Here is a 23,066-nt window from a genome sequence, read left to right on the forward strand (position 1 = left end):
AATGCCCGGCGCGACCCGTGATGGCCGCGCCGGAACTCTACTTTAAGCAAATGAGATATCCATGAACCACGTTACACGTCTTTTGGCACTTTCACTCATGTCATGCCTTCCTTGTGCCGTGGCAGCGGACAACCTGACTGCCGCATACACCGAGGATGGACGGTATTACACCGAAGACGATATCCCGACTTTCAACGTGGCCGAGGATGGAACCGTGGACTGGATGACATTTTCAGGTTTCCGGCGGTATCACGCGGAATGCCATGTTTGTCATGGTCCGGATGGCGAGGGTTCGACCTATGCGCCGGCTTTGAAAGAGTCAGCGCTGGAAATGGATTATTACGACTTCGTTGATATCGTCACAAATGGCCGCCAGGTGGTGAACGCCGCTGAAAACTCGGTAATGCCGGGATTTGGCGACAACCCGAATGTGATGTGCTTTCTGGATGACATCTATGTATACTTGAAGGCTCATGGGTCGGGTGCGATCCCGCGTGGACGGCCGCCCAAGAAAGAGGCTAAATCTGACGTGATCCGCGAGGATGAAGATGCGTGTATGGGCTAAGGCCTGCCTTGCTATTTGCGGACTTAGCGTCTGGCTCGGTCTGACGCTGCCGGTGCAGGCGCAGACCTCTGATCTGGTTTCAAAAACAGCTTTTCGCGTGTGCGCGGATCCTGCCAATTATCCAGTGTCATCCGAGGATGGAACGGGATATGAAAACAAGCTGGCGGAATTGATTGCGGCAAAGCTTGAACTGCCGGTGCAATATGTTTGGTTTCCTCAGGCGACGGGCTTCATACGGAACACGCTTGCCGCAAAGCGTTGCGATGTGGTGATCGGCTATGCGCAAGGTCATGAGTTGGTGCAAAACACCAACCACTACTACACGTCTGCTTATACCTTAATTGTACCAAAGGATGGCGACCTGGCTCAGGTCGACACGTTGAACGATCCGATGCTCAAGGGGCGACGGATCGGCATTATTGCCGGCACACCGCCTGCGGCGCATATGGCGCGGAACGGGCTGATCGGACAGGCCAAGCCTTATAACCTTTTTGTTGACCGACGTGTGGAAAGCCCAGCCATCGACATGCTGGATGATCTGCAATCGGGTGAGATTGATGTGGCCATTCTTTGGGGTCCACTGGGCGGGCCTTTGGTCAAGGCAGACTACCCTGATTTCAAGGTGATCCCGCTGGTCAAAGAGGAGCTGCCGCCGCGTCTGTTTTACCGCATCACCATGGGCGTGCGTCAGGGTGAGAAGGTTTGGCAGCGGCAGTTGAACTCGCTGATCCGCCGTAATCAGGATGAGATCAATTCAGTATTGGCCGAGGCAGGCGTTCCACTTGTGAATGATCTTGGGACCGAGGTATTGGACCTGTCTCAATGATGCGGGCCACGGTAGCAATTGCGCTAATCTCGACTGCGGCAACAGCGCAGACAGTTCCCGAGCCAAGTGACTACCGCATGGATCACTACCGCGCACCGGTGCCGGATCAGATAACCGGTGGAACAACCATCGGTCCGGAAGAGGCGCACGGCCTGTGGCTGGATCAGAGTGTTGCGTTCATCGACGTTTTGCCGCAGCCGCCCAAACCAGCCAATTTGCCTGAAGGCACGATCTGGCGCGACAAGCCGCGCGACAGTATTCCAGGAGCAATCTGGTTACCCAATGTCGGCTACGGAGCAATCGCAGAGGTCACTGCAGACTATTTTCGATCCGGTTTAGAGGCCAGCACCAATGGCGATATCAACCAAGGTGTCGTGTTCTTTTGCCTGGAAGATTGCTGGATGAGCTGGAATGCCGCCCGACGCGCAATCGAATGGGGATACGCCAAGGTCTACTGGCTTCCAGAGGGTACCGACGGCTGGGCATTGTGGGGCTATCCGCTGGATCGGGTCGAGCCGGCCCCGGGCCAACCCGTTACCGGAGGCGGTTGATCTAGAAGCCCGCCAGTTTCTTGTGCAAATGACTGACCGTACCGTCAGTATCCGTCATGGTCACATCGACCGCTTGCGCCCTGCTTGGAACAGATATGCCAACCCTCGGATTTTCGGACAGTGAAATCGACCCCGTCATCTGGATATACCCGGCACCATCAAGATCGATATCCACGGTTTCAACATATCGCATCGGTATGAAAAGCAAAGAAATCTGATCCATCTGCATTCCGGAATGCGACGGATGATCAATGCTGAGATCCATCTTGTTGGCGCGATCCGCACCCAGGTTGGACAGCCGCTTCAGCGTGTTCAGCGCAGGCACACGGCCGACCAGTTCGGCCTCCATCGTTCCAAGGTTAGCCAAGGCCAGTTCCGGGTCAGTCCCAGGAGGCGCCGCGCAAGCGCCAACACCAGAGGTCTTGACGAAAGTTCCTGACACCCACAGGCGTCCATCGGTGGTCTCGGCGACGACGTGCATCGGGGTCGGACCGTTCACACGCATGGTCACATCGAAGTAGAAGCTCGGCAGTGGCTCTTCCAACTCGAACACGGCAGAAACCGGCATCGGGTTTTCATCCAGCACCAAAGTCACCTTGGCCACTGTCGTCCCCCGAGGGGCTACGACCTGAGCCGCCAGTTGAGCCCGCGCGTCATCGGGTGTGCGATAAGGTGCATCAATCGCGATCAACGCATCTCCGTTCTGCATCGGTCTGTCGCCATAAAGCAGAGCTCGGACATTTTCCCATGCCTCGTTGGATGCCCAAACCGGGGCCGCCAACACACTGAACACGGCCGCAATCAGGTGAGATGCTTTCATTGTTGTCCTCCTTGCAGGAACCTGCCAAAGGCACGTGGTCCATCACAGGTTTCTATTGTTTCTACCACCGACAGTGCCTGCGGGTCCACGATGTTGACGGTGTTGTCGAACCAGTTTGCAATGACCACCAGATCTTCGCCTGCCGTCGTATCAATGCCTTCGGGATATTCTCCAACATCAATCACAGCCTCATGTTCGAGCGTCTCAAGAGACATGACGCTGAGGGTATTGGCATATTGGTTCGTGACGAACACGCGACCATGGGCGAAGGCGATGCCATATGGGCGTTCACCAACTGGGATCGTTGCGGTGACGGCGCCGGTTTCAGCATCGACCAGGCTGACATCGTTGCTGCCGACATTGCCGACGAACAGACGCCCATCGGGGGCAAAACGCAGTCCGAAGGGGCGCGTTCCAACCGGGCTGCGGTGCAGTAGCTGAAGAGTGTCGGCATCAAATACCGACACTTGATCCGCGTCCTTGTCGGCCGACGCCAGAAAACGCCCGTCTTTCGATATCGCGATACCCGCCGGGGCGGCTCCGGTGGGTAACTCGGTTTGCACCTTCAGAGTTTTGCTGTCCAGAACCCAAAGACGGGCGTTGTACCAATCCGAGACAAAAACCCGTCCGCGTTCTTGATCCAAAGCGATTCCGATTGGCCCCCCTTCAAGAGTGACTTGCGCTATCGCTTCACCGGTCTCAGCAGACAAACGCCTCACTGTTTTGCTGTTCGGGGACACGGTGAACAGCGTTTCATCCAAACCAACCGCCACACCCGCAGGCTTTCCGGGTAATGGCCAACGGGCTGTTTCCTGCATTTGTGCAAGATCTATCCGACTTAGTTCCTCACCGTTTTGACAGGTGATAAACGCTGTCTCTGCCAGTGTCGGGCTGCCAGAGAGCGCCAAGAACAACATCAGCGGGTAGTTAACTTGCCGCACCAAACCGCTCGATCAGCGCGTCGAGACCTGCCTGATAGACGCCGGTTACGGCGGCAACGGCGGCTTCGTCATTCAACTCGGCCGGAGGATCGTTGTTTGGATATCCGCGATAGAAAGCCCCACGCCATTCGATGATCGAACCACCTCCGTCGCGCGGTTTTACCGTCAGATGCGACGAGTAGTTGGTGACAGGCAGTACCTCTACCGCGACCTCGGTGATCCGGTAGGAGTAGCTCATTTTGTCTTCGCTGTACTTGTAAAGGATTTCATTGATCGTTGGCCCGCCTTCCTGACCAAGTGTCAGCAATCGGGTCGCATCAATCGCGTTGCCGCCGTTGCCTTCGGTCGCAAACACAGCCGGATGCCACGACATGTCATCAAAGTTCCCGACAACGGCCCAGACTTCCTCTGGTGAGGCTGCGACCTCAGCAGACAGCGTGACTTTCTGCCTGGTAGGCCCATGGGCCCAAACCTGACCCGGAACCAGCAGAGCGGCGGTTGCAGCAAGAAGAAGTCGTCGATTCATTCCATGTCCTCCCTGAATGCGCTGAGCGTTTACACGCGCGGCTCCGTCGCAGCGTGCCTCCTGTCAGAACTGACGTGCGAGCGCACGCTACCGGTCACCCGTGACACCCCCTGAGAAGTCGAGGGAAGCCGCGGGAAACCATAGCAAGATCAACCGTATACGCGCACTCTTATAAAATAAGAATCGAGCTCAATGATGAAGCTGTTAGGCTTTGTTTTACAACACGGCCAAAAGTATCGGTTCCGTTTTTCGGGGCGCTATGCCCCGGTTGGTTCAACCTGAACTCTGACATTCAGGCAACGGGAGGACATCTTGAGTATTCGCCTGCTGTCGCTGCTTGCGGCGCTTCTTTGGTATGCATCCGCGATGACCGCGGCGGCGCTTGATGTAAAGGCTGCGGTGCTGCGGATCGACTATCCATCGCTTCTGCCTATCTCGCGATATGATCTGAAACCCGACGATCTGGGGTTTGCTGGTGCGGCGCTTGGGGATGAGGATAACGGAACTACGGGCGGATTTCTGGGACATACCTATGAGACCGTCACTATTGCCGTTTCGCCGGAAGAGGCCGACGCCGCAATGGACCGGATCCTTGCCGGCGGCGTACGCCTGATCGTCCTTTTGGCCAAAGCCCCTGACGTACTGCGCCTGACGGACAAGGCGGCAGAGTCCGGGGCGCTTGTTTTCAACGTGTCTGCGCCTGATATCGACTTGCGCGACGCAAACTGCCGGGGCAACCTGCTTCATATCGCACCGTCCCGTGGCATGAAAGCCGATGCTGTTGCACAGTTTGCCGTCTGGAAGAAATGGGGCGACTGGTTCCTGTTGGCCGGATCCAACCCCGAGGATGTCAAGCTCGCCGACGCGTATCGCCGCGCGGCGAACAAGTTTGGCGCGAAGATCACCGAAGATCGGACCTTTGCGGATACCGGGGGATCTCGCCGAACGGATTCCGGTCATGTCCTAGTTCAGCGACAATTGCCACTGGACACACAGGATGTACGAGACCACGATGTTGTGATCGCCGCTGACGAAACCGACTATTTTGCGCGCTATCTGTCTTATCACCTTTGGACTCCGCGTCCTGTGATGGGTTCCGGCGGTCTGCGCCCGACGACGTTTCATGGAGCCCATGAAGCTTGGGGCGCGACGCAGTTCCACACCCGTTTCGAGGAAATGACGGGTCGATACGTGCGCCCGGAAGATTACAATACGTGGCTTGCTTTACGGGTTATCGGTGAGGCCGTGACCCGTGCCAGCACAGCCGAACCGGAAGGTGTGCGTGATTATGCCCTTTCGGACCAGTTCGAACTTGCGGCTTTCAAAGGACAGAAAGTGACGTTCCGCGACTGGAACGGGCAGCTACGCCAGCCGATCCTTCTGTATGACGGGTCAATCACTGTCAGTGTCAGCCCGCAGGAGGGATTTCTGCACCAGGTCTCGCCGCTCGATTCAATGGGATTGGATCGGGCGGAATCCAGCTGTCACGCTTTTGAGTAACCGGAGGTTTTGATGAAACGACTATTGCTGACCGTTGCCTTTGCGGCGCTTGCCTCGGGTCCGGCGCTGGCGGGCAAGGCTTTTGTCTCGAATGAGCGGGGCAACACCATTACCGTAGTTGATACCGAAACCTGGGACGTGATCACCGAATTTCCGGGCGGCAACCGCCCACGCGGCATCACTGTCAGCCCGGATGGCAGCAAACTGTATGTATGTGCGTCTGACGACAATATTATTCGGGTGTTTGATACTTCGACTTATGAGGAATTGCCCAGCTTACCTTCTGGCCCGGATCCCGAGCTCTTCATTCTCGAACCCTCGGGTAAGCGGCTCTATATCGCCAATGAAGACGACAATCTGGTGACGGTTACAGACACCGAAACCCGCACCGTTCTGGCCGAGATTCCGGTAGGTGTCGAGCCCGAAGGCATGGGAATGAGCCCCGACGCCAAATTTGTGGTCAACACGTCCGAGACCACCAATATGGCGCATTTCATTTCCACCGAGGATTATTCCATCAAGCATAATGTCTTGGTCGACCAGCGCCCACGCTATGCCCAGTATACGGCGGATGGAAAACGCCTGTTCGTGACATCGGAAATAGGCGGAACCGTCACGGTAATGGACATTGCAGAAGACGGAACGCCGACGGTTGTTGGCAAAATCAGCTTCGAAGTGGCGGGCGTGCAACCGGAGTGGTTGCAACCCGTCGGTGCCAAGGTGACTTCGGACGGCAAACGTCTGTTCGTTGCTTTGGGGCCCGCAAACCGGGTCGCCGTTGTTGACGCGCAAAGCCTTGAAGTTCTGGACTATATCCTGGTTGGGCAACGGGTCTGGCAGCTCGATTTCACGCCGGACGAAAAATATCTGCTGACCACAAATGGTAATTCAAACGACATCACAATCATTGATGTGGCTGCAGAGAAAGCCATCAAATCAGTACAGGTCGGTCAACAGCCCTGGGGCGTGGTGACCATTGACTGAAGTTCTGGGAGGGACGGGAATGAAGAAATTAGTGATCGCAGTGATGATTGCAGCGTTGGGTGGACCAGTATCGGCGGCGCCACTGTGTGACGATCTGGGATTCGCCGGACTTCTGGCGAAATGCAACCGGGGAGAAACCATAAAGCTGACACTCGCCTCAGGGCAGCCGCTGGGTGAAGACGTGGTTCTGCAATCCGGCGCGTATTACAAGCTTGAGATCACCGCTGATGGTTCAGCGGAACTGGCCATCGAGGGGCCATCGTTCTTTCGCGCGATCTGGATGAACGAAATCGTGATTAACAAGATCGAAATTCGTCCGATGGCGGTAGATAGCATCGAGTTTGACAAGGCTGGCGTGGCTGAATTGTCGTTTATCGCAATCAAACCCGGCAGTCATGAAATTCGCATCCCCGGGTCCACGGGTGAAACGCAACGCATCACTGTTAGTATTCAATAGAGAAGGGATAGGTACATGAAAAATATTGGAATTTTTATAATCACCGGACTTTTGGCGGCGCCGGCTTCCGCCGACGAAGTTGATACCGAAACAGTGGAAAGGATTGAGGCCTATCTTGCCTCTATCGAATGCCAGATGGACCCGGATGACATCGAGGTAGAAGACGATGGGTATGATCTGGATGACGTCATTTGTAAGGGTGGCAACCAGTTCGATATCAAGCTGGACAAGGATTTGAATGAAGTCAGCCGAAAAGCGGAATAGCGAATAAACAGGATTGAGCCATGACCAAACTATTTGCCGCCTGCCTTGCACTTGCACTCATTTCGGGGGCTCTGGCCGCTGAGACCCTGCCGACCATTCGGGCGGCCGTACTCAAGATAGGTACGGTGAATTGGGAACTGGAGACCATTCGTCAGAACGGTCTGGATCGGAAACATGGCTTTATCCTTGATGTTCAACCTTTTGCCGACAATGGCGCAACGCGCATTGCGGTCGAAGGTGGCGAAGCCGATCTAGCCGTTGCCGATTGGATCTGGGTTGCTCGACAAAGGGCTGCGGGCAAGGGCTATGTTTTCATTCCCTATTCCAAAGCAGTTGGTGGCGTGGTTGTACCCGCTGACAGCCCTGCGACCAGTTTGAGGGATCTGGCCGGTGGCAAGATCGGCATAGCGGGTGGCCCGCTGGATAAATCCTGGCTGATTTTGCGCGCCTTTGCAGCACGGGAATATGGGATGGACCTGAAAGCCGACACCGAGCAGGTGTTCGGTGCGCCCCCTCTGATCTTCAAATCTGCTTTGAACGGTGACTATGCCGGCGCGATCAATTTCTGGCATTTTCTGGCCAAGATGAAAGCGTCCGGCATGAAAGAGCTGATCTCGGTTGAGGGTGCTGGGCAGGCTTTGGGGCTCGACACAAATACACCCCTGCTGGGTTATTACCTGAAAGAGACTTTTCTGAACGAACACCCCGACCTTGCGCAAAGCCTGTTTGCCGCCAGCCGCGATGCCAAGGACCTGCTGGCCAATTCGCCTGAGGCGTGGGAGGCGATCAGACCGCGCATGAACGTCACGTCCGATGCACAGTTTGAACAACTCAAGTTCGATTGGATCGCCGGTATTCCCGATCGCCGCCCGGTTGACGAGGTTGCGGCCAACAAGATGCTGGAACTTATGGCCGAATTAGGCGGGGCTGAACTGGTGGGCACTGCGACGACTGTGCCACAGGGTCTTTTTGCTGACGTGGAATAGGATCAGATGCAAAACGCGCGCCTTACGCCGCTTATGTCTATCGCAGGCCTTGTCGCGTTGTGGATTGTTTCAGCGTCTCTGACCGCTGATCCTCAGACTCTGCCGCAACCTTGGGATCTGTTTCCCCGGTTTCAGCAAGAACTTGCGTCAGGCGAATTGCTACGCAGCCTTGGCGCGACTCTGTTACGCGTGATCTGGGCCTTTGTGTTGGCGATGACCTTGGGAACGATCATTGGCCTGGCCATGGGGCGGTCGGATGCGCTGAACCGCTGGCTCGATCCATGGCTGGTTATCTTCCTGAACCTGCCCGCGTTGGTTCTGATCGTGCTGTGTTATCTCTGGATCGGGCTGACCGAAGCTGCGGCGATCACCGCAGTTACGCTGAACAAAATTCCCAATGTCGCAACGATCCTCCGAGAGGGCGGCAGGGCCCTAAGCCCAGATCTGGATGCGATGGCACAGGTCTACCGGATGCCGTGGCAAACGCGACTGCGTCATGTGATCCTGCCGCAGCTTGCCCCGTTTATCGCCGCTGCCGCACGGTCTGGGCTTTCTCTGATCTGGAAAATCGTGCTTGTGGTCGAATTTCTTGGGCGATCATCCGGTGTCGGGTTCCAAATCCACTTGTATTTTCAGCTGTTTGATGTGGCTATGGTGCTGGTTTACGCATTCTCGTTCATTGCGGTCATGCTGGTCGTTGAGTGGTTGGTTCTACAGCCTTTGGAGCGTAACGCTCGACGGTGGAGAACTGCATGATCCAAATTGACATCCACAAAAAGCACTTTGAAAACGATGCCGTTCTGGGCCCCATTGCCTTTGAAATCGCTGCCGGGGAAACAGTCGCTCTGACCGGGCCCTCGGGCATTGGAAAGACGACGCTGCTGAGATTGGTGGCAGGCATTGACCCGAACTTTGAAGGCCATATCGTTCGGCCGGATCGACTGGCTATTGTATTTCAGGAACCCACTTTGCTGCCATGGCGTTCGGCTATCGATAATCTGACTCTGATTCATGGCGACCTGTCGCAGGCTGAGGCCGACGCCGCGCTGACTGACGTGGGTTTGGAAGGAAAGGGGGATTTGTTTCCCGGCCAGTTGTCACTGGGTCAACAGCGCCGGCTTTCTTTGGCTCGCGCATTTGCCGGGCAGCCTGAGTTTCTGATTATGGACGAGCCCTTTGTGTCTCTGGATTCTGAAACAGCCGAGACGATGCTGACCCTGACCGAGGACCTCATCATGCGGCACCGACCGGCGACCCTGTTCGTGACGCATTCCAGACCAGAAGCAAATCGGCTTTCCGACCGGATCCTAAACCTGAAATCCGGGCCAGACGGGGCCGTTCTGGGTTAGGGGTCATTCGCAGACTTCGTCGCGGCACCGGGTGCGGTACGATAGATGAAAGGCGCATCCGCTTTTGCGGCATGTTCATTTGCCTGGTTTTGCAGGGTCTGATGAAGGGGTGATTTGATGCAAACGGGATCGGTGGCGCTTGCGTCTCCGACAACGGCCATGGCCTGACAGCGGCAGCCGCCAAAATCAACGGTTTTGCGTTCGCAGGTTTTGCACGGGTCCGACATCCATTCCGTTCCGCGATAAGCATTGAACGCGCTGCCACTGTACCAGATATCCGCAAGCGGTTTGTCCTGCACCCTGTCAAGTGTCAGATGCGGGATGGACTGTGCCGCATGGCAAGGCAGAACCTGACCGTCTGGCGCCACGTTCAGCCCGGTTGTGCCCCAACCGCCCATACATCGCTTGGGATAGTCATCATGATAGTCCGCCGGGACATAATCGATGACCAGTTGTCCCTTGAGGTCCTTCCTAGCCTCGGCCACCTGTCTCGTCACCTGTTGCGCCTGTTCCCGCGTCGGCATCAAGGCGTCCCTGTTCTTCAAGGCCCAGCCGTGGAATTGTACGGTTGCAACTTCGATCCGTCGCGCTCCCATTTCGCGCGCCAGTTCCAGCGCCCGCGGCAGTTGGTGGGCATTGTGACGGTGCAGCACGAAGTTCAGGGTCAGCGGAAACCCGATTTTTTTGATCCATTCGACTGTTTTCATTTTGCGGTCAAACCCACCTCGGTAGCCGCCTACCTTGTCGGCCATCGCGGCGTCAGTGCCCTGAAGAGAAAGCTGGATGTGGTCCAGGCCGACTTCGTCCAGCTCATGCAGGCGTCGCTCGGACAGTCCGATCGCCGATGTGATCAGGTTGGTATATAGTCCAGCCTCACGCGCGGCGTTGACCAGCGCAACCAAGTCTCGGCGGGATGCGGGTTCTCCACCTGACAGATGCAATTGCAAGACGCCAAGCGCCGCCGCTTCTCTGAAAATACGTGCCCAGGTTTCGGTATCCATTTCACTGTCGAGTTTGGCCATTTCGACTGGGTTGGAGCAATAGGGGCAGGACAATGGGCATCGATGCGTCAGCTCGGCCAGCATGGCAATTGGGGGAGGGGTTTTTACCTGCATCAAATGACATCCAGAAAACGACGCACCCGAAGGGCATCCAGAAACCCCGAGCTGTCTTCGACAATCTGTTCTTCCGGGGCGTTGTACTTCTTGGACAGGCTTGCGGTGATCTGACCAAAGCTGCGTTGGCCGTCTACTTCGCTCAGAATCGCATGTCCGATCTGATCCAACGTCACGGCCCGTTCAGGTGCCAGCAGAACCCATTGTTCCCGCACAGAATCGTACTGGATGCGGACGCCACGCGGAAGCAAGGGGACCTCCTGCGCCAACATCATGATGCCTGCCGCATCCGTAAACCGGTGTCCGGCTTCCATGCCCCGGGAGGAATTCGGGCAGGTTCGACATAAGCGCCCCACAAGGCATCCAGCTGCGACCAGAGGACATCGGTCTTGAATATCAGTGCTTTGGCTGCCGCTTCCTGTTTTTCTGCAGTGTCGGCATGATCCAATACCCATGCCAAGCCAAAGGCCACATCCTTGGGGGCTTCTTTCAGGCGGTTGCGGAAATAGGCAAGTGAGCTGTCATCCGCAAAATCGTAATGCTGAAGCAGGCCTTCGATCCTGTTGGCGTGAATCTTGGGAGCAAACAGTTCAGTGAGCGAGGCCGCAACCGCTTCCAGCAACGACTTTTCACGGACGTATCGCACGTAAGCGTCCACCGCAAATTTGGTGGCAGGCAATACGCCGTCACATGAGGCGACATATTCCGGATCCAGACCGACTGCTTCGGCCAGTCGCAACCAGCGCCGGATACCACCTTCGTTGTCTTCCGTGCCGTCATGATCTTCGATCCGCGACCGCCAGGCTCGGCGCAGCGCGGGATCATCTACACGCGACATGAAGGCGGCGTCCTTCATCGGGATGGAATGCTGATAATAGTAGCGGTTGATCACCCAGGCCCGCACTTCGTCAGGCGTGCATTGACCACCGTGCAGGCGATGATGAAACGGATGCAGGTCGTGGTAACGCTCGGCTCCGATCTGACGAAGCCGGGCCTCGAACTCTTTGCGGCTTTGGGTCATAGTGTTATCTCCATGCCATCTTGGCCTATCGTCCAGCCTTTGGCCCGTGCCTGAGCGTTCTCAGTGCTGTCGGGGCGCAGAACCGGATTGGTGTTGTTCATGTGGATGAACACTTTCCGGCCGATTTTCATATCAGCGAAACCGGCGATCGATCCATCTGGGCCGTCCATCGAAATATGGCCCATGCGCTTGCCCGTCTTCTGACCCAGCCCGGCCTGCACCATTTCTGTGTCGTGCCAAAGCGTGCCGTCGAAAAACAAAAGATCGGCCTCGTCAAGCCGAGCGCGCAACTCGGGCGTCAATGCGGCACAGCCCGGTATATAATACGCCGTCTTCCCTTGTGTGCTTAGTGCCACCCCGACAGTTTGTTCGCCAACCAGCTCGGTTTCGACGTGTTCCCCTTCAAGATACAGAGGCACTTTGCCGGGCACAGGGAACAAAGTTGCCTCCAAGCCTGAAACCAGCTCGAATGTCTCATTCAACGAGATCGACGCGCGTTTCACGACCGAGGCGTTCAAGGCGTCGAATATCGGATTCTGCGCTAGAACATCCTGAATGCTATGAGTCGCAAACAGCGTAAATGGCTGCATCTCGCGCAACGTGAGCAAGCCAGCCATATGGTCAATATCACCGTTTGTAACCAGCACCGAATTAATCGGCATCTCTCGCAACCCAGTCGGATACAGGAGAGGCGTATTGCCGAGCTGTGTTCGAATATCCGGAGATGCGTTCAGGATGGCCCAGTTCTGACCATCGGGGGACACGGCGAGTGATGACTGCGTCTGCGCGGGAATAACTCCGCTTCGGGCCAGATTGCAGTTTTCACATCCGCAATTCCATTGCGGAAGGCCGCCTCCAGCAGCGGCCCCAAGTATTATTGCGCGCAACGTCATCTATTGTTGGCGCTTGCGGCTGATCAGATCAGGCCGCCACCGCGCTCATCGTCATGATCGGGGCCGTACATGTTGATTTCCATGCCGCATTCGATTTCGCGAATAACAGGTCTGTTCCAAGCCATATCAGGGTCCTCCTCCTAAGGTGTGCTGGTTTCCAATGTGGCAGGACTTATCGGATGGTGCGACTCTTAATTCATAAGAAAGAATTAGACTTTGGTCGGTACTCAGCTGTCATCCAATAACGGAGCGACACCTTGAAGGCAAAACCCTTGATTGCGTATGGTTTTGATTTCAAACCCAAAATCGTCTGACGCTAGCTTTCTTCTCAGATACCCAATATAGACGTCCACCACATTTTCGTTGCTGGATCCTTCCTGCGACCAAAGCGTGTCAAACAGCTCTCCCCGGGAAATTGGCGATCCGGCCTGGCTGTTGAGCAACGTGAGCAGATCGAATTCACGTTCGGTGAGTGCAATGCTTGTCTCTCGGATTGAAATTTTTCTGTCCCGCGTGGATAGCCGTGCGGGGTCCGGGCGGTGAGAGAGTGCGCGCTGTTCCTGTACTTGCAATCGGGCGACAAGTTCATCAAAGCTGAACGGCTTTACGACATAGTCATCGGCTCCGGCTTCCAGCCCTGCGGCGCGATGGTCGACATCCGATAGCGCCGACAACATCAGGATCGGGATTCCGACCCCAGCCCGGCGCGCAGCTCGGACCAGTTCGACACCGCTATCCGTTCCCAGCATCACATCAACAATCGCACCTGAGAATGCACCGCTTTTCAACCGTTCCAACCCTTGGTCGGCGCGGTTTTCAGCCTCGGCTGAGTAGCCGTGCAGCGTCAGGCCCCGGACAAGGGCCGACGTGATTCTGGGGTCGTCATCTATGATCAGAAGCTTGGAGACCATGTATTTATTCTATGCCTTCGCCAGCGGTAATCGAATGCAGACAATTGTACCGGCATTTGATCCCAGAGCATTGTTGCGAGGAACCGGGCTTGCCACCGAAATGGTTCCTTCATGGGCCTCGACGACCCATCTGGCCAGTGCCAGCCCGACACCGAAGCCCTGACTGTTTGCCGCCCCTCCCTGAACAAACCGCTCGAAGATCCGGGTTTGGGCGCCATCGGGAATGCCGGGGCCGTTATCCGTTAGCTGTATTTGAACACCGCTGTCTACTGTTTGACCGGACAGTAACAACGCCTTCCCTTCGCGCGCATGTCGGATCGCATTGCGTATCAGGCTAAGCAGGACCTGACGAATCCAATTCAGGTCACAGTGCAACGAACAATCCGGGAATCGGCTCGTTTCAAGCTGCATGTTGGCGCTGTCGATTTCAGGCTGAATGTCGCTGACAATTGTTTGTATCAGATCGCAAAGTGCAACGTTAGTTGGTTCCAGAGCCAGCTCGCCGGTTTCGGATCGGGCGACGCGTAGCAAATCATCGATGCTCTGGTTCAGTTTTGTGGCGCTGTTTTCGATTGTTGCCAACACCTCTTGCGCGGTCTGGACATCCCTCTGACCAATCTGAGCTTCCATCATGATCACCGTCAGCGGTGTGCGCAGTTCGTGACTGACATCAGCAAAAAAGCGGCGCCGGTTTTCGTCAATCTTGGACAGGGATTCGTTTGCAGTGCTGAGTTCCCGGGTTCGCTGGACAATGGTCTCGTTCAACCGGGCCCATTCTGAGTCAACCTCGGCCTGGCGTTGTCTCAATGCAGCCGCCATGCGGTTGGTCTCGCCATATAACTGGCCGATCTCATCATTGCGGGTTTGCGGCAGTGAAATTGCGAATTCGGATTGGCCGACCTGAACCGCCGCGTTGCGCAGCCGATCCAGGCGAGAGAACTGCGGTCGCACCAGACCAAAGTAGAACCACGCCGTGCTGAGCAAGGCGAATAGTGCCAGTGTCAGTGCCACCCAAGTCAGAACCAGACGGGTCCTTTCGATCCCCGCCAATACGGAATTTCGAAACAGAACCTCGGTATTCACCGCCTGGCTGAGCAGAGGATCAAACGCCGACGCAAACGAGTCGACATGGGCACGCAGCCGCGCCTGATCGGCCTCCGCGTCGGCAAGCCCTTCCAGCGTGCTGGCCAGAAGCGCCTCCATTCTGGCCAGACCCAGGGATTGGGTTCCGTAACGCGATTGTTCGTCCAGCCCCAGGGACTGAACCGCGGCAACAGCGTCTTCCACATCAGAACGAAGCTGCAGAAACGTTGTCGCAATCTGGTCTCGGATCGGGGAAAGGCGATCAATTCGTGACTCGACTGTTTGGCCGGTTTGTATCGACTCGGTTGCGATTACAAGAAAGGTGGCGGCCTGGGTCGACAGAGCCGCATAGCGTGCCATACGGGTTTCCGAAGCCAGCGCGGTTTCCAGACGGCTGGCGACGTTCTGCATCCCGAAGTAAAGGGTTGCGGCCGCCAGCAAGGTGCCTGATCCAAGCACGACGGCACCAAGGCCCAGCCGGGTTTTCAGAAGCAGACTGCGCTTTGCGGTTTGTGGCGCGGCTGTCACGATTTCCGCCTCATCAGGCCCCGGGCCGGATCATACCCCCAAACGGCGATCGCGCTCAGTATCGCAGTTGATGCCAGAACCCACAGCAGGGCCCCCCAGTTGATCTGCAAGTAAAGCAGAAACCGGATCAACTCGACCACATGCGTGAAAGGATTGAGCGCACAGATATCACGCAGCAACGGCGAGCTTTCAGCCATTTTCCACAGCGGGTAGAGGGCGGAAGACAAGAAGAACATCGGGAAGATGACAAAGTTCATTACGCCGGCGAAATTCTCTAGTTGCCTGATGAAACTGGACAGCACCAGCCCCAGCGCGCCCAGCATCAGACCGCCCAGAACCAATCCCGGTAGAACCGCGACATAACCGGGCAACGGCAGGACAATGCCGAACAAAGCGGCCAATGCGAGAAACGTATAGACCTGCAGGATGGATATCGCCGTTGATCCCAGCAGGCGGCAGAACAACAACCACCAGCGCGGGAACGAACTGGTCAGCAGCAGACGCATCGAGCCCATCTCGCGGTCATAGACAAGGCTCAGTGAGCTTTGCATCCCATTGAACAACAGAACCATCGCACAGAGGCCAGGGATGATATAGGTCTCGTAGGTGATATAGGTCTGATAGGGTGGAATTATCGACAGGCCCAGGGCGGCACGAAACCCTGCAGCGAAAATCAAAAGCCAGACCATTGGCCGAACCAGAGCTGCGAGAAATCGTTCACGTTGATGGATGAAACGCAGAAACTCGCGTTCGATGATGGCACGTGCGACACCCAGGAACCCGCTCATGTCGCAACCTCGGTTCGGGACAGGAACCAGTCGGGCAGGGTTTGATCCCCCCGTAGGCTGCCTGTCTGCCCACTGGCAATAATCTGACCGCGATGCAGAACCAGCAGCTGGTCGTCGTCGCGCACTTCATCTGTCAGGTGCGTGGCCCACAAGATGCACAACCCCTGTTCCGCCAGGTCGTGCACATGGTCGGTTATCGCGTGCCGTGCCGCGGCATCAAGCCCAACTGTTGGCTCGTCCAACAGCAACACCGATGGTTCGTGCAGCAGGGCACGAGCCAGTTCCATCCGACGGCGATGACCACCATTAAGATCGCGTACACGTTCCCCGGCACGTTCCCGCATGTTCAGCCGATCCAGCGCTGCGTCGATACGGTCGGGGACATCGGATCGAGGTAGCCCATGCAGCGCGGCAAAATAGGTCATGTTCTGGCGTACCGTCAAACCCAGATCCAGTGTCGGTTGCTGAAAGACCACGCCGAGCTTTGCCAGCGCCTTGCGCGGGGATTGGCGAAGATTATGGCCTGCGACCGTGATTTCACCATCTGGCGCTACTAGCAATCGCGTGAGCAACGACACCAGTGTCGATTTCCCAGCCCCATTCGGACCAAGCAGACCGCAGAACGTCCCCGCCAACACGTCAAAAGAGACAGCATCCAAAGCCGTCTTGGCGCCATAGTGAAAACTCAGGTCGCGTACCGCGAGACCAGGATTGGATTCCGCCGAAGGGCGCGCGTCTGACATTCTTCCTCCGTCCCGGACCGTGGGTCTTGACAGCAGCTTGCAATGTCGGGCCGCGTTTCTCAACCTTCCAGTCTGAGGCTCGACCACGACTTAAGTATGTGAAGGTTCACGGATTTGATGCATGTGCCCGCAGGATTTGTCGCGACGTTTCGACCAACTGAGTTTGTGAGGCGAAGCGGTGCCTGATTGGCGGTAGCAACCGTATTGCGGAAACCGCTCTTCAGTTCGCGGCCAGCAAAAATGATCGTAACTCGTTGAAGGCGGGGGATCTGCTGAACGATGGAGTAAATTTCGCCACCATTGCACTCGGAAGCTTCAACGAGGCTGAAAAAGGGCGGACCAGATCGCCAGAGTCCAGCAAGTTCTGTACCAGAACTTCGTGCGCCATCAACACGCCGCCGCCATGACGCGCCTCCTCCAGTGCGACAGAATATAGCGAGTGTACAGTTCCCGTCTGCGGCACGTTTGCTCCACCAGGCTGACTGTTCAGCCAATTGCCCCAATCATTTGCCCACGACCCGTCATGGAGAAGTGTTTCCTTCGAAAGATCCGAAACAGAATTCAATCTGTCCGCGACTGAGGGGGCGCAAACTGGGAAAATCACATCTTCCGCTATTCTGATTTCGTTTGCTCCGATCAGCTCACTAGTAAAAAACAAGGTCATGTCAAAAGGTTCACGCGCGAGGTTTGGCGGTGTTTCGAGTGCAACAACAGACACGGACAAATCCGGAGCAATACGCCTTAGCTTTCCAAGCCGCGGGGCCAGCCACAACTGCGCGATCGACGGCAACGCAGCAACTTTGACCTTCCGGGGCAAGGCCTTGCTTCGGAGTTCCTGCACAGCCATTCCCAATTGGTCAAACGCCTGGCTAAACCCGGGCAAAAGCTCTTCGGCGAGCGCCGTCATCTCAACCCCACGGGCATTTCGGACAAAAAGTTGGGTGCCCGCCCAAGCTTCCAGGGTCTTGACGTGCTGGGTTATCGCGCCCGCGGTAACGGATAGCTCGTCTGCCGCAGCGGCAAAGCTTCCCAGCCGAGCTGCTGCCTCAAATGCTCGCAGGGCATTGAGATGTGGACCTTTTGGACGACGAGGAGAAAGTGACATCTACTTGAGCCTTAGTTTTTCTGCGGCAAATAAATAGCAATACTGATTTGCTTCCGCCAGTGAAACTCTGGATTTTGGATTAAACCAAAACGCATCGGAGGAGCCCGGATGTCGCGGCACTTTGAAAATCCAGTCGGGACGACCGATCCCGTCGTCGCAGAAGCTCTTGCAAACGAGAAAAAGCGTCAGCAGAATCAAATTGAGCTGATCGCGTCCGAAAACATCGTCAGCCGTGCAGTGCTCGATGTCCTCGGACATGAGATGACCAACAAGACGCTTGAGGGGTATCCGGGTAACCGGTTCCACGGAGGTGGTCAGTTCGTCGACGTCGTCGAGCAAGCGGCAATCGACCGCGCCAAGGAATTGTTCGGGTGCGACTATGCCAACGTTCAGCCCCATTCCGGCAGCCAGGCGAACCTTGCTGTTTTCTTTCTGCTACTCAAGCCTGGCGACAAGGTCTTGTCGCTGGATCTGGCAGCTGGCGGTCACCTGAGTCACGGCCTGAAAGCCAACCTGTCGGGTCGCTGGTTCGAATCGCATCACTATGGTGTTGATGCCGACTCTGAAGTTATTGACTGTGATGCGCTGGAAAAACTGGCTGAGGAAATCCAGCCTAAGCTGTTGATCACGGGTGGTTCTGCCTATCCGCGCGAAATCGACTTTGAGCGCATGGGGCAAATCGCGAAGAAGGTGGGCGCACATTTCCACGTGGACATGGCTCATATTGCCGGGCTTGTCGCGGCTGGCGCGCATCCCTCGCCTTTCCCACACGCTGACATTGTAACTTGCACCACGACAAAAACACTGCGAGGCCCGCGTGGCGGACTGATCCTCACGAACAACGTGGACTGGTTCAAGAAGCTGCAGTCTGCGGTTTTCCCCGGCGTTCAGGGCTCAATCCACAGCCAGGTACTGGCAGCCAAAGCTGTTTGTCTCGCAGAAGCGCTTACGGACGAGTTCAAGGATTACGGAGCACAGGTTAAAGCCAACGCCGCCAAACTTGCAGAAACCTTGCAGACCCGGGGCTTGCGTATTGTTTCCGGTGGCACCGACACGCACCTGGTACTCGTGGATCTCAGCCCAAAGGGTATCACGGGCAAACGTGCTGAGGTCGTCCTGGAAAAGACCAATATCACGGCAAACAAAAACGCGATCCCCAATGACAGCACACGTCCGACAGAATGGGTTGGGTTGCGTCTGGGCGTGAGCGCAGCCACGACCCGCGGAATGAAGGAAGCCGAGTTCGAAGAGTTGGGCAATGTGATTGCGGACTTGATCGAAGCTGAGGCAGCAGGTGATGCTGACGCGACAGTCCTGCGCTGTAAAGCTACAGTCGCCGTGTTGTGCGCGTCATTTCCCACCTATGCGGTGTAAACACTCCTTGCCCGGAAATGGCCCAGTTCCTTACGCTGTGTCTGCGATCAAGTTCTCGTGGTGCAGGTCAAGCCGTTTTTTGATCCGCGCCACCATTGTCATCCCCGATCCGACCTCGTTCTGCCGGTTGAGCGGGTGCCTCGACGCCGATGATCCGGGTCAATCCGGCAGTTTTCAAAGTAACTTAGGGTTACAGGGCATTTAACTGCGCTGGACCATTTGCGTGTGAGCGTCACCGCGGCGGCTACGAAAACTCGTGCCTGATTGTGTGTTCAGGCTGGACCCTATTGGCAAGTTTTGGCATATTCGTGCAATGCCAAATCATAGGGCAGGCCAATGCTAGCACCCGAACGCCACGCCATTATTCTGGAAGAAGTCTCGCGCCAACCCGCGGTCTCGATCCGATCTCTGACTGAACGGCTTGGTGTATCCCGGGAAACCGTGCGCAAAGATATTGAACAGCTGGCTCAGGAGAACAAGCTTCATCAGGTGCGGGGCGGGGCGACCAGTGTGCGCAGGCAGGAACCTTCCATGGCCGACCGGTCCCAAACCAACCCGGAGGGTAAGAAGCGGATTGGAGCCTATGTGGCCAGCGTAATCCCGGACGGGGCCAGCGTGATAGTTGACAATGGGTCAACGACACTGGCAGCGGCGCAGGCTTTGGCGACTGTGCGCCAGAATCTTACTATATATACCAACGACTTAACTATTGCTTCTGTGCTGGCACCAGCGGCCACCGAAGTCACGCTGCTGGGCGGGCGGCTGGATTTTTCAGAGAATGCTACGTTGGGTTTGGACACGCTCGACCACCTGTCGCGGTACAATGCGGAATATGCACTGATAGGGGTCGGCGGTGTGAGTTCTCGGGCATTGTTTACAGACTTTTCGCTAGAAGGTGCCAACCTGCGTCACATGATGATGGAACGGGCGCAGCGGCCACTGATTCTGGCGGATGGCAGCAAGTTCGATGTGGTTGGTCCGATCGCGATGAAACCGCTGCCGGTGAAAGCAGCACTGGTGGTGGATGAGGAGTTGCCAAATAGCATAGTTGGCGCGTTACAAAATCAACCCGTGGATATTGTGAAAGCGTAACGCAAAAATAAGAAAGCAGTTGCCAAAATTTGCAAAGTGCAAATAGGGTGGAAGCAAATCCGAATCCCTGAGTACGGAGCGAGCCGATGGCTGACACCAAACTTCCGCACAGCGCACAATATGTCATTGTGGGAGGCGGTATCATTGGCTGCTCGGTTGCGTATCATCTGACCAGGATGGGGCATCGTGACGTGGTGCTTCTGGAGCAGGGGCAGCTGAGCTGTGGCACCACATGGCATGCGGCCGGTCTGGTTGGTCAGTTGCGCAGCCAACCCGCGATGACCAACCTGATCCGCTATTCGACCGAGCTCTATTCGCAGCTTGAGGCAGAGACCGGGCTCGCGACAGGCTGGATGGAGTGTGGCTCGGTTACTGTTGCACGGACAGATGACCGTATGACCATGCTGCTGCGCACGGCTGCGGCGGCGCGGGCGCAGGGTGTCGAGGTTCAGGTCATCAGCGCACAGGAAGCGCAGGACAAGTGGCCGATAATGCAGGTGGATGATGTCAAGGGCGGGTTGTGGATGCCTGGGGACGGCAAGGCAAATCCGACCGATCTGACTCAATCGCTGGCCAAGGGCGCACGGATGGGCGGCGCAAAGGTGATCGAGGGCATAAAGGTCACCGATATCCTGACTGAGAATGGCGCGGTAAGCGGTGTGGTGACTGATCAGGGCACGATCAAGGCCGACGTCGTAGTCAATTGCGGTGGCCAATGGGCACGGCAACTTGGCAAGATGTGCGGCGTCAACGTTCCCATGCATTCGGCCGAGCATATGTATATCGTGACTGAGCAGGTTGAGGGTGTGACCTCTAACCTGCCGGTGCTCCGCGATCCAGACGGTTACATCTATTTCAAGGAAGAAACCGGTGGCTTGGTGTTGGGCGGGTTCGAACCTGAGGCCAAGCCCTGGGCAATGAATGGAATACCTGACAAGTTCTTCTTCCAGTTGCTGCCCGATGACTGGGACCAGTTCGAGATCCTTCTGAAAAACGCACTGGTCCGGGTGCCGCAGATGGCCGAAGCCGGCGTGCGCAAATTCTACAACGGCCCCGAGAGCTTTACGCCCGACAACAACTATCTGCTTGGAGAGGCCCCTGAACTGAAGAACTTCTTCATCGGCGCCGGGTTCAACTCGATGGGTATTGCCAGCGCCGGCGGGGCAGGGCGCGCTCTGGCAGAGTGGATTGTCGAGGGGGCTCCGACCTCGGACCTGTTTGCCGTTGATATCCGCCGGTTTGCCAGTTTCAACAACAACCCCACTTGGTTGCATGACCGGGTCAAGGAAACTCTGGGACTTCATTACGCGATGCCCTGGCCGAACCGAGAGCTGGATTCGGCGCGTCCATTCCGACGTTCTGCCCTCTATGACCGTCTGGCTGCGAAGAATGCCGTATTTGGATCGAAAATGGGCTGGGAGAGGGTGAATTATTTTGCGCCTGAAGGTGAGGCGCCCGAGATTCATTACAGTTTTGGCCGTCAGAACTGGCATGACGCGGTTGCCACTGAGCATAAGAATACCCGCGAGGGGGTTTCGGTCTTTGACCAGAGCTCGTTTGCCAAGCTCCTGGTTCAAGGTCGCGATGCCTGTGCCCAGCTAAACCGGATTTGTGCGGCCAATGTGGATGTGCCGGTGGGTCACACAATCTACACTGGCCTGCTGAATGAGCGCGGCGGGTATGAATCTGATCTGACCGTGCTGCGCCTGAAGGATCAGGAGTTCATGCTGATCACGGGCTCGGCACAGGCTGTGCATGATGCGGATTGGATACGCAGGAATTTCGTCGAGGATGCACACGCATTCCTGACGGATGTCACTTCGGCCTGGTCAGTGCTGGCCGTGATGGGGCCAAAGTCTCGCGACGTGCTCCGCAAGCTGACCAAAGCTGACCTGTCCAATGCCGGTTCCCCATTTGCCGCGGTACAGGAGATTGACCTGGGTTACGCCACCGTGTTGGCAAATCGCATGACCTATGTAGGCGAACTGGGTTGGGAACTGGTGGTTCCGGTTGAATTCACCATCGGTGTCTATGAAGACCTGATGTGCGCCGGAGCAGAGCACGGCATTCGCGACGCCGGATACTATGCGCTGGAGGGGCTGCGGCTGGAAAAGGGATACCGCGCCTGGAGCCGTGAATTGACCCCCGGTATCACACCGTTGCAGGCGGGGCTGAGTTTTGCGGTCGATTTCGAAAAGCCGGGCGGCTTTATCGGGAGAGAGGCGCTGCTGGCTGCGAAAGAAGACCCCAGTCACCTGAAAACCCGCATTGTTCAGCTGGTGCTGGATGATGGCGCACAGCAGCTATGGGGCGGCGAGGCCGTCCTGTGTAACGGCGTTGAAATCGGAGAAGTTCGTTCAGCGGCGTATGGCCATACGCTGGGGGCAGCGGTAGCTTTATGCCAGCTTGACGCTCCGGAACGCATCACATTGGAATATATCCTGAACGGCGGTTTCGAGATTGATCTTGCCGGAACCAGATTTTCAGCAACAGCCCATTTAAGAAGCCCATATGATTTCGGGAACGAACGACCCAAGATGGACGGCTAGGTTCCGATGGTAACCGACTGGCCTAAATCCAGATGAAACACTGTTCTGTCATCAAACCTGACACGGCGCATGTCACGGATATCAGCACTTTTGTG

Annotated in this window: 26 protein-coding genes; 13 read left to right on the forward strand and 13 right to left on the reverse strand. The window is 56.4% G+C overall.

Features of this window, described 5'->3' with window-relative positions; genetic code table 11:
* Positions 1 to 61 precede the first annotated feature (61 nt).
* The 3 genes from AC2FLP_RS12040 to AC2FLP_RS12050 are packed head-to-tail and all read left to right on the forward strand — an operon-like array spanning position 62 to position 1,942.
* Entirely contained in the window at positions 62 to 565 is a 504-nt protein-coding gene (locus tag AC2FLP_RS12040; RefSeq protein ID WP_117873006.1) for a c-type cytochrome, methanol metabolism-related, read from the forward strand.
* A complete protein-coding gene (locus tag AC2FLP_RS12045) occupies positions 549 to 1,391 on the forward strand; it encodes a substrate-binding domain-containing protein (RefSeq protein ID WP_496670292.1) in 843 nt (280 codons plus the stop codon). The genes AC2FLP_RS12040 and AC2FLP_RS12045 overlap by 17 nt, the downstream gene beginning before the upstream one ends.
* Positions 1,391 to 1,942, forward strand: a complete 552-nt coding sequence (locus tag AC2FLP_RS12050; protein ID WP_496670961.1) for a PQQ-dependent catabolism-associated CXXCW motif protein — start codon at positions 1,391 to 1,393, stop codon at positions 1,940 to 1,942. The genes AC2FLP_RS12045 and AC2FLP_RS12050 overlap by 1 nt, the downstream gene beginning before the upstream one ends.
* A gap of 1 nt (position 1,943) precedes the next feature.
* Here AC2FLP_RS12050 and AC2FLP_RS12055 read toward each other — a convergent pair whose 3' ends face one another.
* From AC2FLP_RS12055 to AC2FLP_RS12065, 3 genes are read right to left on the reverse strand one after another with little or no spacing between them, the layout of a single operon-like run.
* On the reverse strand, positions 1,944 to 2,762 hold the full coding sequence (locus AC2FLP_RS12055; RefSeq protein WP_496684714.1) for a quinoprotein dehydrogenase-associated SoxYZ-like carrier: 819 nt from the start codon (positions 2,760 to 2,762) through the stop codon (positions 1,944 to 1,946).
* Positions 2,759 to 3,703: a YncE family protein gene (locus AC2FLP_RS12060; protein ID WP_496684716.1), complete on the reverse strand. Its 945-nt coding sequence runs from the start codon at positions 3,701 to 3,703 to the stop codon at positions 2,759 to 2,761. The genes AC2FLP_RS12055 and AC2FLP_RS12060 overlap by 4 nt, the downstream gene beginning before the upstream one ends.
* The gene (locus AC2FLP_RS12065; protein WP_117873011.1) at positions 3,690 to 4,229 is read right to left on the reverse strand and encodes an SRPBCC family protein; all 540 of its coding nucleotides are present in this window, start codon (positions 4,227 to 4,229) and stop codon (positions 3,690 to 3,692) included. Before AC2FLP_RS12065 ends, AC2FLP_RS12060 begins: the two co-directional genes overlap by 14 nt.
* Positions 4,230 to 4,595: 366 nt before the next feature.
* Between AC2FLP_RS12065 and AC2FLP_RS12070 the strand changes: the two genes are divergently transcribed.
* Genes AC2FLP_RS12070 through AC2FLP_RS12100 form a run of 7 tightly spaced genes read left to right on the forward strand, consistent with a single transcriptional unit; the run spans position 4,596 to position 9,769 of the window.
* Positions 4,596 to 5,729, forward strand: a complete 1,134-nt coding sequence (locus AC2FLP_RS12070; protein WP_117874013.1) for an ABC transporter substrate-binding protein — start codon at positions 4,596 to 4,598, stop codon at positions 5,727 to 5,729.
* A gap of 12 nt (positions 5,730 to 5,741) precedes the next feature.
* Complete coding sequence (locus tag AC2FLP_RS12075; RefSeq protein ID WP_117873012.1) at positions 5,742 to 6,713, forward strand: YVTN family beta-propeller repeat protein; 972 nt, start codon at positions 5,742 to 5,744, stop codon at positions 6,711 to 6,713.
* Positions 6,714 to 6,732: 19 nt separating this feature from the next.
* The gene (locus tag AC2FLP_RS12080; RefSeq protein WP_117873013.1) at positions 6,733 to 7,170 is read left to right on the forward strand and encodes a cupredoxin domain-containing protein; all 438 of its coding nucleotides are present in this window, start codon (positions 6,733 to 6,735) and stop codon (positions 7,168 to 7,170) included.
* A 15-nt stretch (positions 7,171 to 7,185) separates the two neighbouring features.
* The gene (locus AC2FLP_RS12085) at positions 7,186 to 7,434 is read left to right on the forward strand and encodes a PepSY domain-containing protein (protein WP_117873014.1); all 249 of its coding nucleotides are present in this window, start codon (positions 7,186 to 7,188) and stop codon (positions 7,432 to 7,434) included.
* A 20-nt stretch (positions 7,435 to 7,454) separates the two neighbouring features.
* Positions 7,455 to 8,420, forward strand: coding sequence for an ABC transporter substrate-binding protein (locus AC2FLP_RS12090; protein ID WP_299897675.1), 966 nt, complete (start codon positions 7,455 to 7,457; stop codon positions 8,418 to 8,420).
* A 6-nt stretch (positions 8,421 to 8,426) separates the two neighbouring features.
* Complete coding sequence (locus AC2FLP_RS12095; protein ID WP_496684719.1) at positions 8,427 to 9,176, forward strand: ABC transporter permease; 750 nt, start codon at positions 8,427 to 8,429, stop codon at positions 9,174 to 9,176.
* Positions 9,173 to 9,769 (forward strand): ABC transporter ATP-binding protein, encoded by a 597-nt coding sequence (locus AC2FLP_RS12100; RefSeq protein ID WP_496670305.1) that lies wholly within the window; start codon positions 9,173 to 9,175, stop codon positions 9,767 to 9,769. The genes AC2FLP_RS12095 and AC2FLP_RS12100 overlap by 4 nt, the downstream gene beginning before the upstream one ends.
* Here the strand turns inward: AC2FLP_RS12100 and pqqE are convergent.
* The 10 genes from pqqE to AC2FLP_RS12150 all read right to left on the reverse strand — a co-directional run bounded on the left by pqqE (position 9,766) and on the right by AC2FLP_RS12150 (position 17,956).
* Positions 9,766 to 10,884: a pyrroloquinoline quinone biosynthesis protein PqqE gene (gene pqqE, locus AC2FLP_RS12105; RefSeq protein ID WP_496684721.1), complete on the reverse strand. Its 1,119-nt coding sequence runs from the start codon at positions 10,882 to 10,884 to the stop codon at positions 9,766 to 9,768. The genes AC2FLP_RS12100 and pqqE overlap by 4 nt on opposite strands.
* Positions 10,884 to 11,156, reverse strand: coding sequence for a pyrroloquinoline quinone biosynthesis peptide chaperone PqqD (gene pqqD / locus AC2FLP_RS12110; RefSeq protein ID WP_371415326.1), 273 nt, complete (start codon positions 11,154 to 11,156; stop codon positions 10,884 to 10,886). Before pqqD ends, pqqE begins: the two co-directional genes overlap by 1 nt.
* The gene (pqqC, locus tag AC2FLP_RS12115; protein ID WP_496670309.1) at positions 11,156 to 11,905 is read right to left on the reverse strand and encodes a pyrroloquinoline-quinone synthase PqqC; all 750 of its coding nucleotides are present in this window, start codon (positions 11,903 to 11,905) and stop codon (positions 11,156 to 11,158) included. Before pqqC ends, pqqD begins: the two co-directional genes overlap by 1 nt.
* Entirely contained in the window at positions 11,902 to 12,798 is an 897-nt protein-coding gene (pqqB, locus tag AC2FLP_RS12120) for a pyrroloquinoline quinone biosynthesis protein PqqB (protein ID WP_496684723.1), read from the reverse strand. The genes pqqC and pqqB overlap by 4 nt, the downstream gene beginning before the upstream one ends.
* Positions 12,799 to 12,821: 23 nt before the next feature.
* Positions 12,822 to 12,923, reverse strand: coding sequence for a pyrroloquinoline quinone precursor peptide PqqA (gene pqqA / locus AC2FLP_RS12125; RefSeq protein ID WP_117873022.1), 102 nt, complete (start codon positions 12,921 to 12,923; stop codon positions 12,822 to 12,824).
* A gap of 102 nt (positions 12,924 to 13,025) precedes the next feature.
* The gene (locus AC2FLP_RS12130; protein WP_299638858.1) at positions 13,026 to 13,709 is read right to left on the reverse strand and encodes a response regulator transcription factor; all 684 of its coding nucleotides are present in this window, start codon (positions 13,707 to 13,709) and stop codon (positions 13,026 to 13,028) included.
* A 9-nt stretch (positions 13,710 to 13,718) separates the two neighbouring features.
* Complete coding sequence (locus AC2FLP_RS12135) at positions 13,719 to 15,320, reverse strand: sensor histidine kinase (protein ID WP_496684725.1); 1,602 nt, start codon at positions 15,318 to 15,320, stop codon at positions 13,719 to 13,721.
* Positions 15,317 to 16,108: an ABC transporter permease gene (locus AC2FLP_RS12140; RefSeq protein ID WP_299897691.1), complete on the reverse strand. Its 792-nt coding sequence runs from the start codon at positions 16,106 to 16,108 to the stop codon at positions 15,317 to 15,319. Before AC2FLP_RS12140 ends, AC2FLP_RS12135 begins: the two co-directional genes overlap by 4 nt.
* Complete coding sequence (locus AC2FLP_RS12145; RefSeq protein WP_117873026.1) at positions 16,105 to 16,851, reverse strand: ABC transporter ATP-binding protein; 747 nt, start codon at positions 16,849 to 16,851, stop codon at positions 16,105 to 16,107. Before AC2FLP_RS12145 ends, AC2FLP_RS12140 begins: the two co-directional genes overlap by 4 nt.
* A 220-nt stretch (positions 16,852 to 17,071) precedes the next feature.
* Complete coding sequence (locus tag AC2FLP_RS12150) at positions 17,072 to 17,956, reverse strand: LysR family transcriptional regulator (protein ID WP_496684727.1); 885 nt, start codon at positions 17,954 to 17,956, stop codon at positions 17,072 to 17,074.
* Between the two features lie 108 nt (positions 17,957 to 18,064).
* Here AC2FLP_RS12150 and AC2FLP_RS12155 point away from each other — a divergent pair, with 108 nt between their 5' ends.
* The 3 genes from AC2FLP_RS12155 to AC2FLP_RS12165 all read left to right on the forward strand — a co-directional run bounded on the left by AC2FLP_RS12155 (position 18,065) and on the right by AC2FLP_RS12165 (position 22,971).
* Positions 18,065 to 19,330 (forward strand): 2-methylserine hydroxymethyltransferase, encoded by a 1,266-nt coding sequence (locus tag AC2FLP_RS12155; RefSeq protein WP_299897700.1) that lies wholly within the window; start codon positions 18,065 to 18,067, stop codon positions 19,328 to 19,330.
* 336 nt (positions 19,331 to 19,666) lie between these two features.
* On the forward strand, positions 19,667 to 20,422 hold the full coding sequence (locus AC2FLP_RS12160; protein ID WP_117873029.1) for a DeoR/GlpR family DNA-binding transcription regulator: 756 nt from the start codon (positions 19,667 to 19,669) through the stop codon (positions 20,420 to 20,422).
* A gap of 86 nt (positions 20,423 to 20,508) precedes the next feature.
* Positions 20,509 to 22,971, forward strand: a complete 2,463-nt coding sequence (locus AC2FLP_RS12165) for a GcvT family protein (protein WP_496684729.1) — start codon at positions 20,509 to 20,511, stop codon at positions 22,969 to 22,971.
* Positions 22,972 to 23,066 lie beyond the last annotated feature (95 nt).

Source organism: Ruegeria sp. CDSA141 (genome assembly GCF_059612005.1).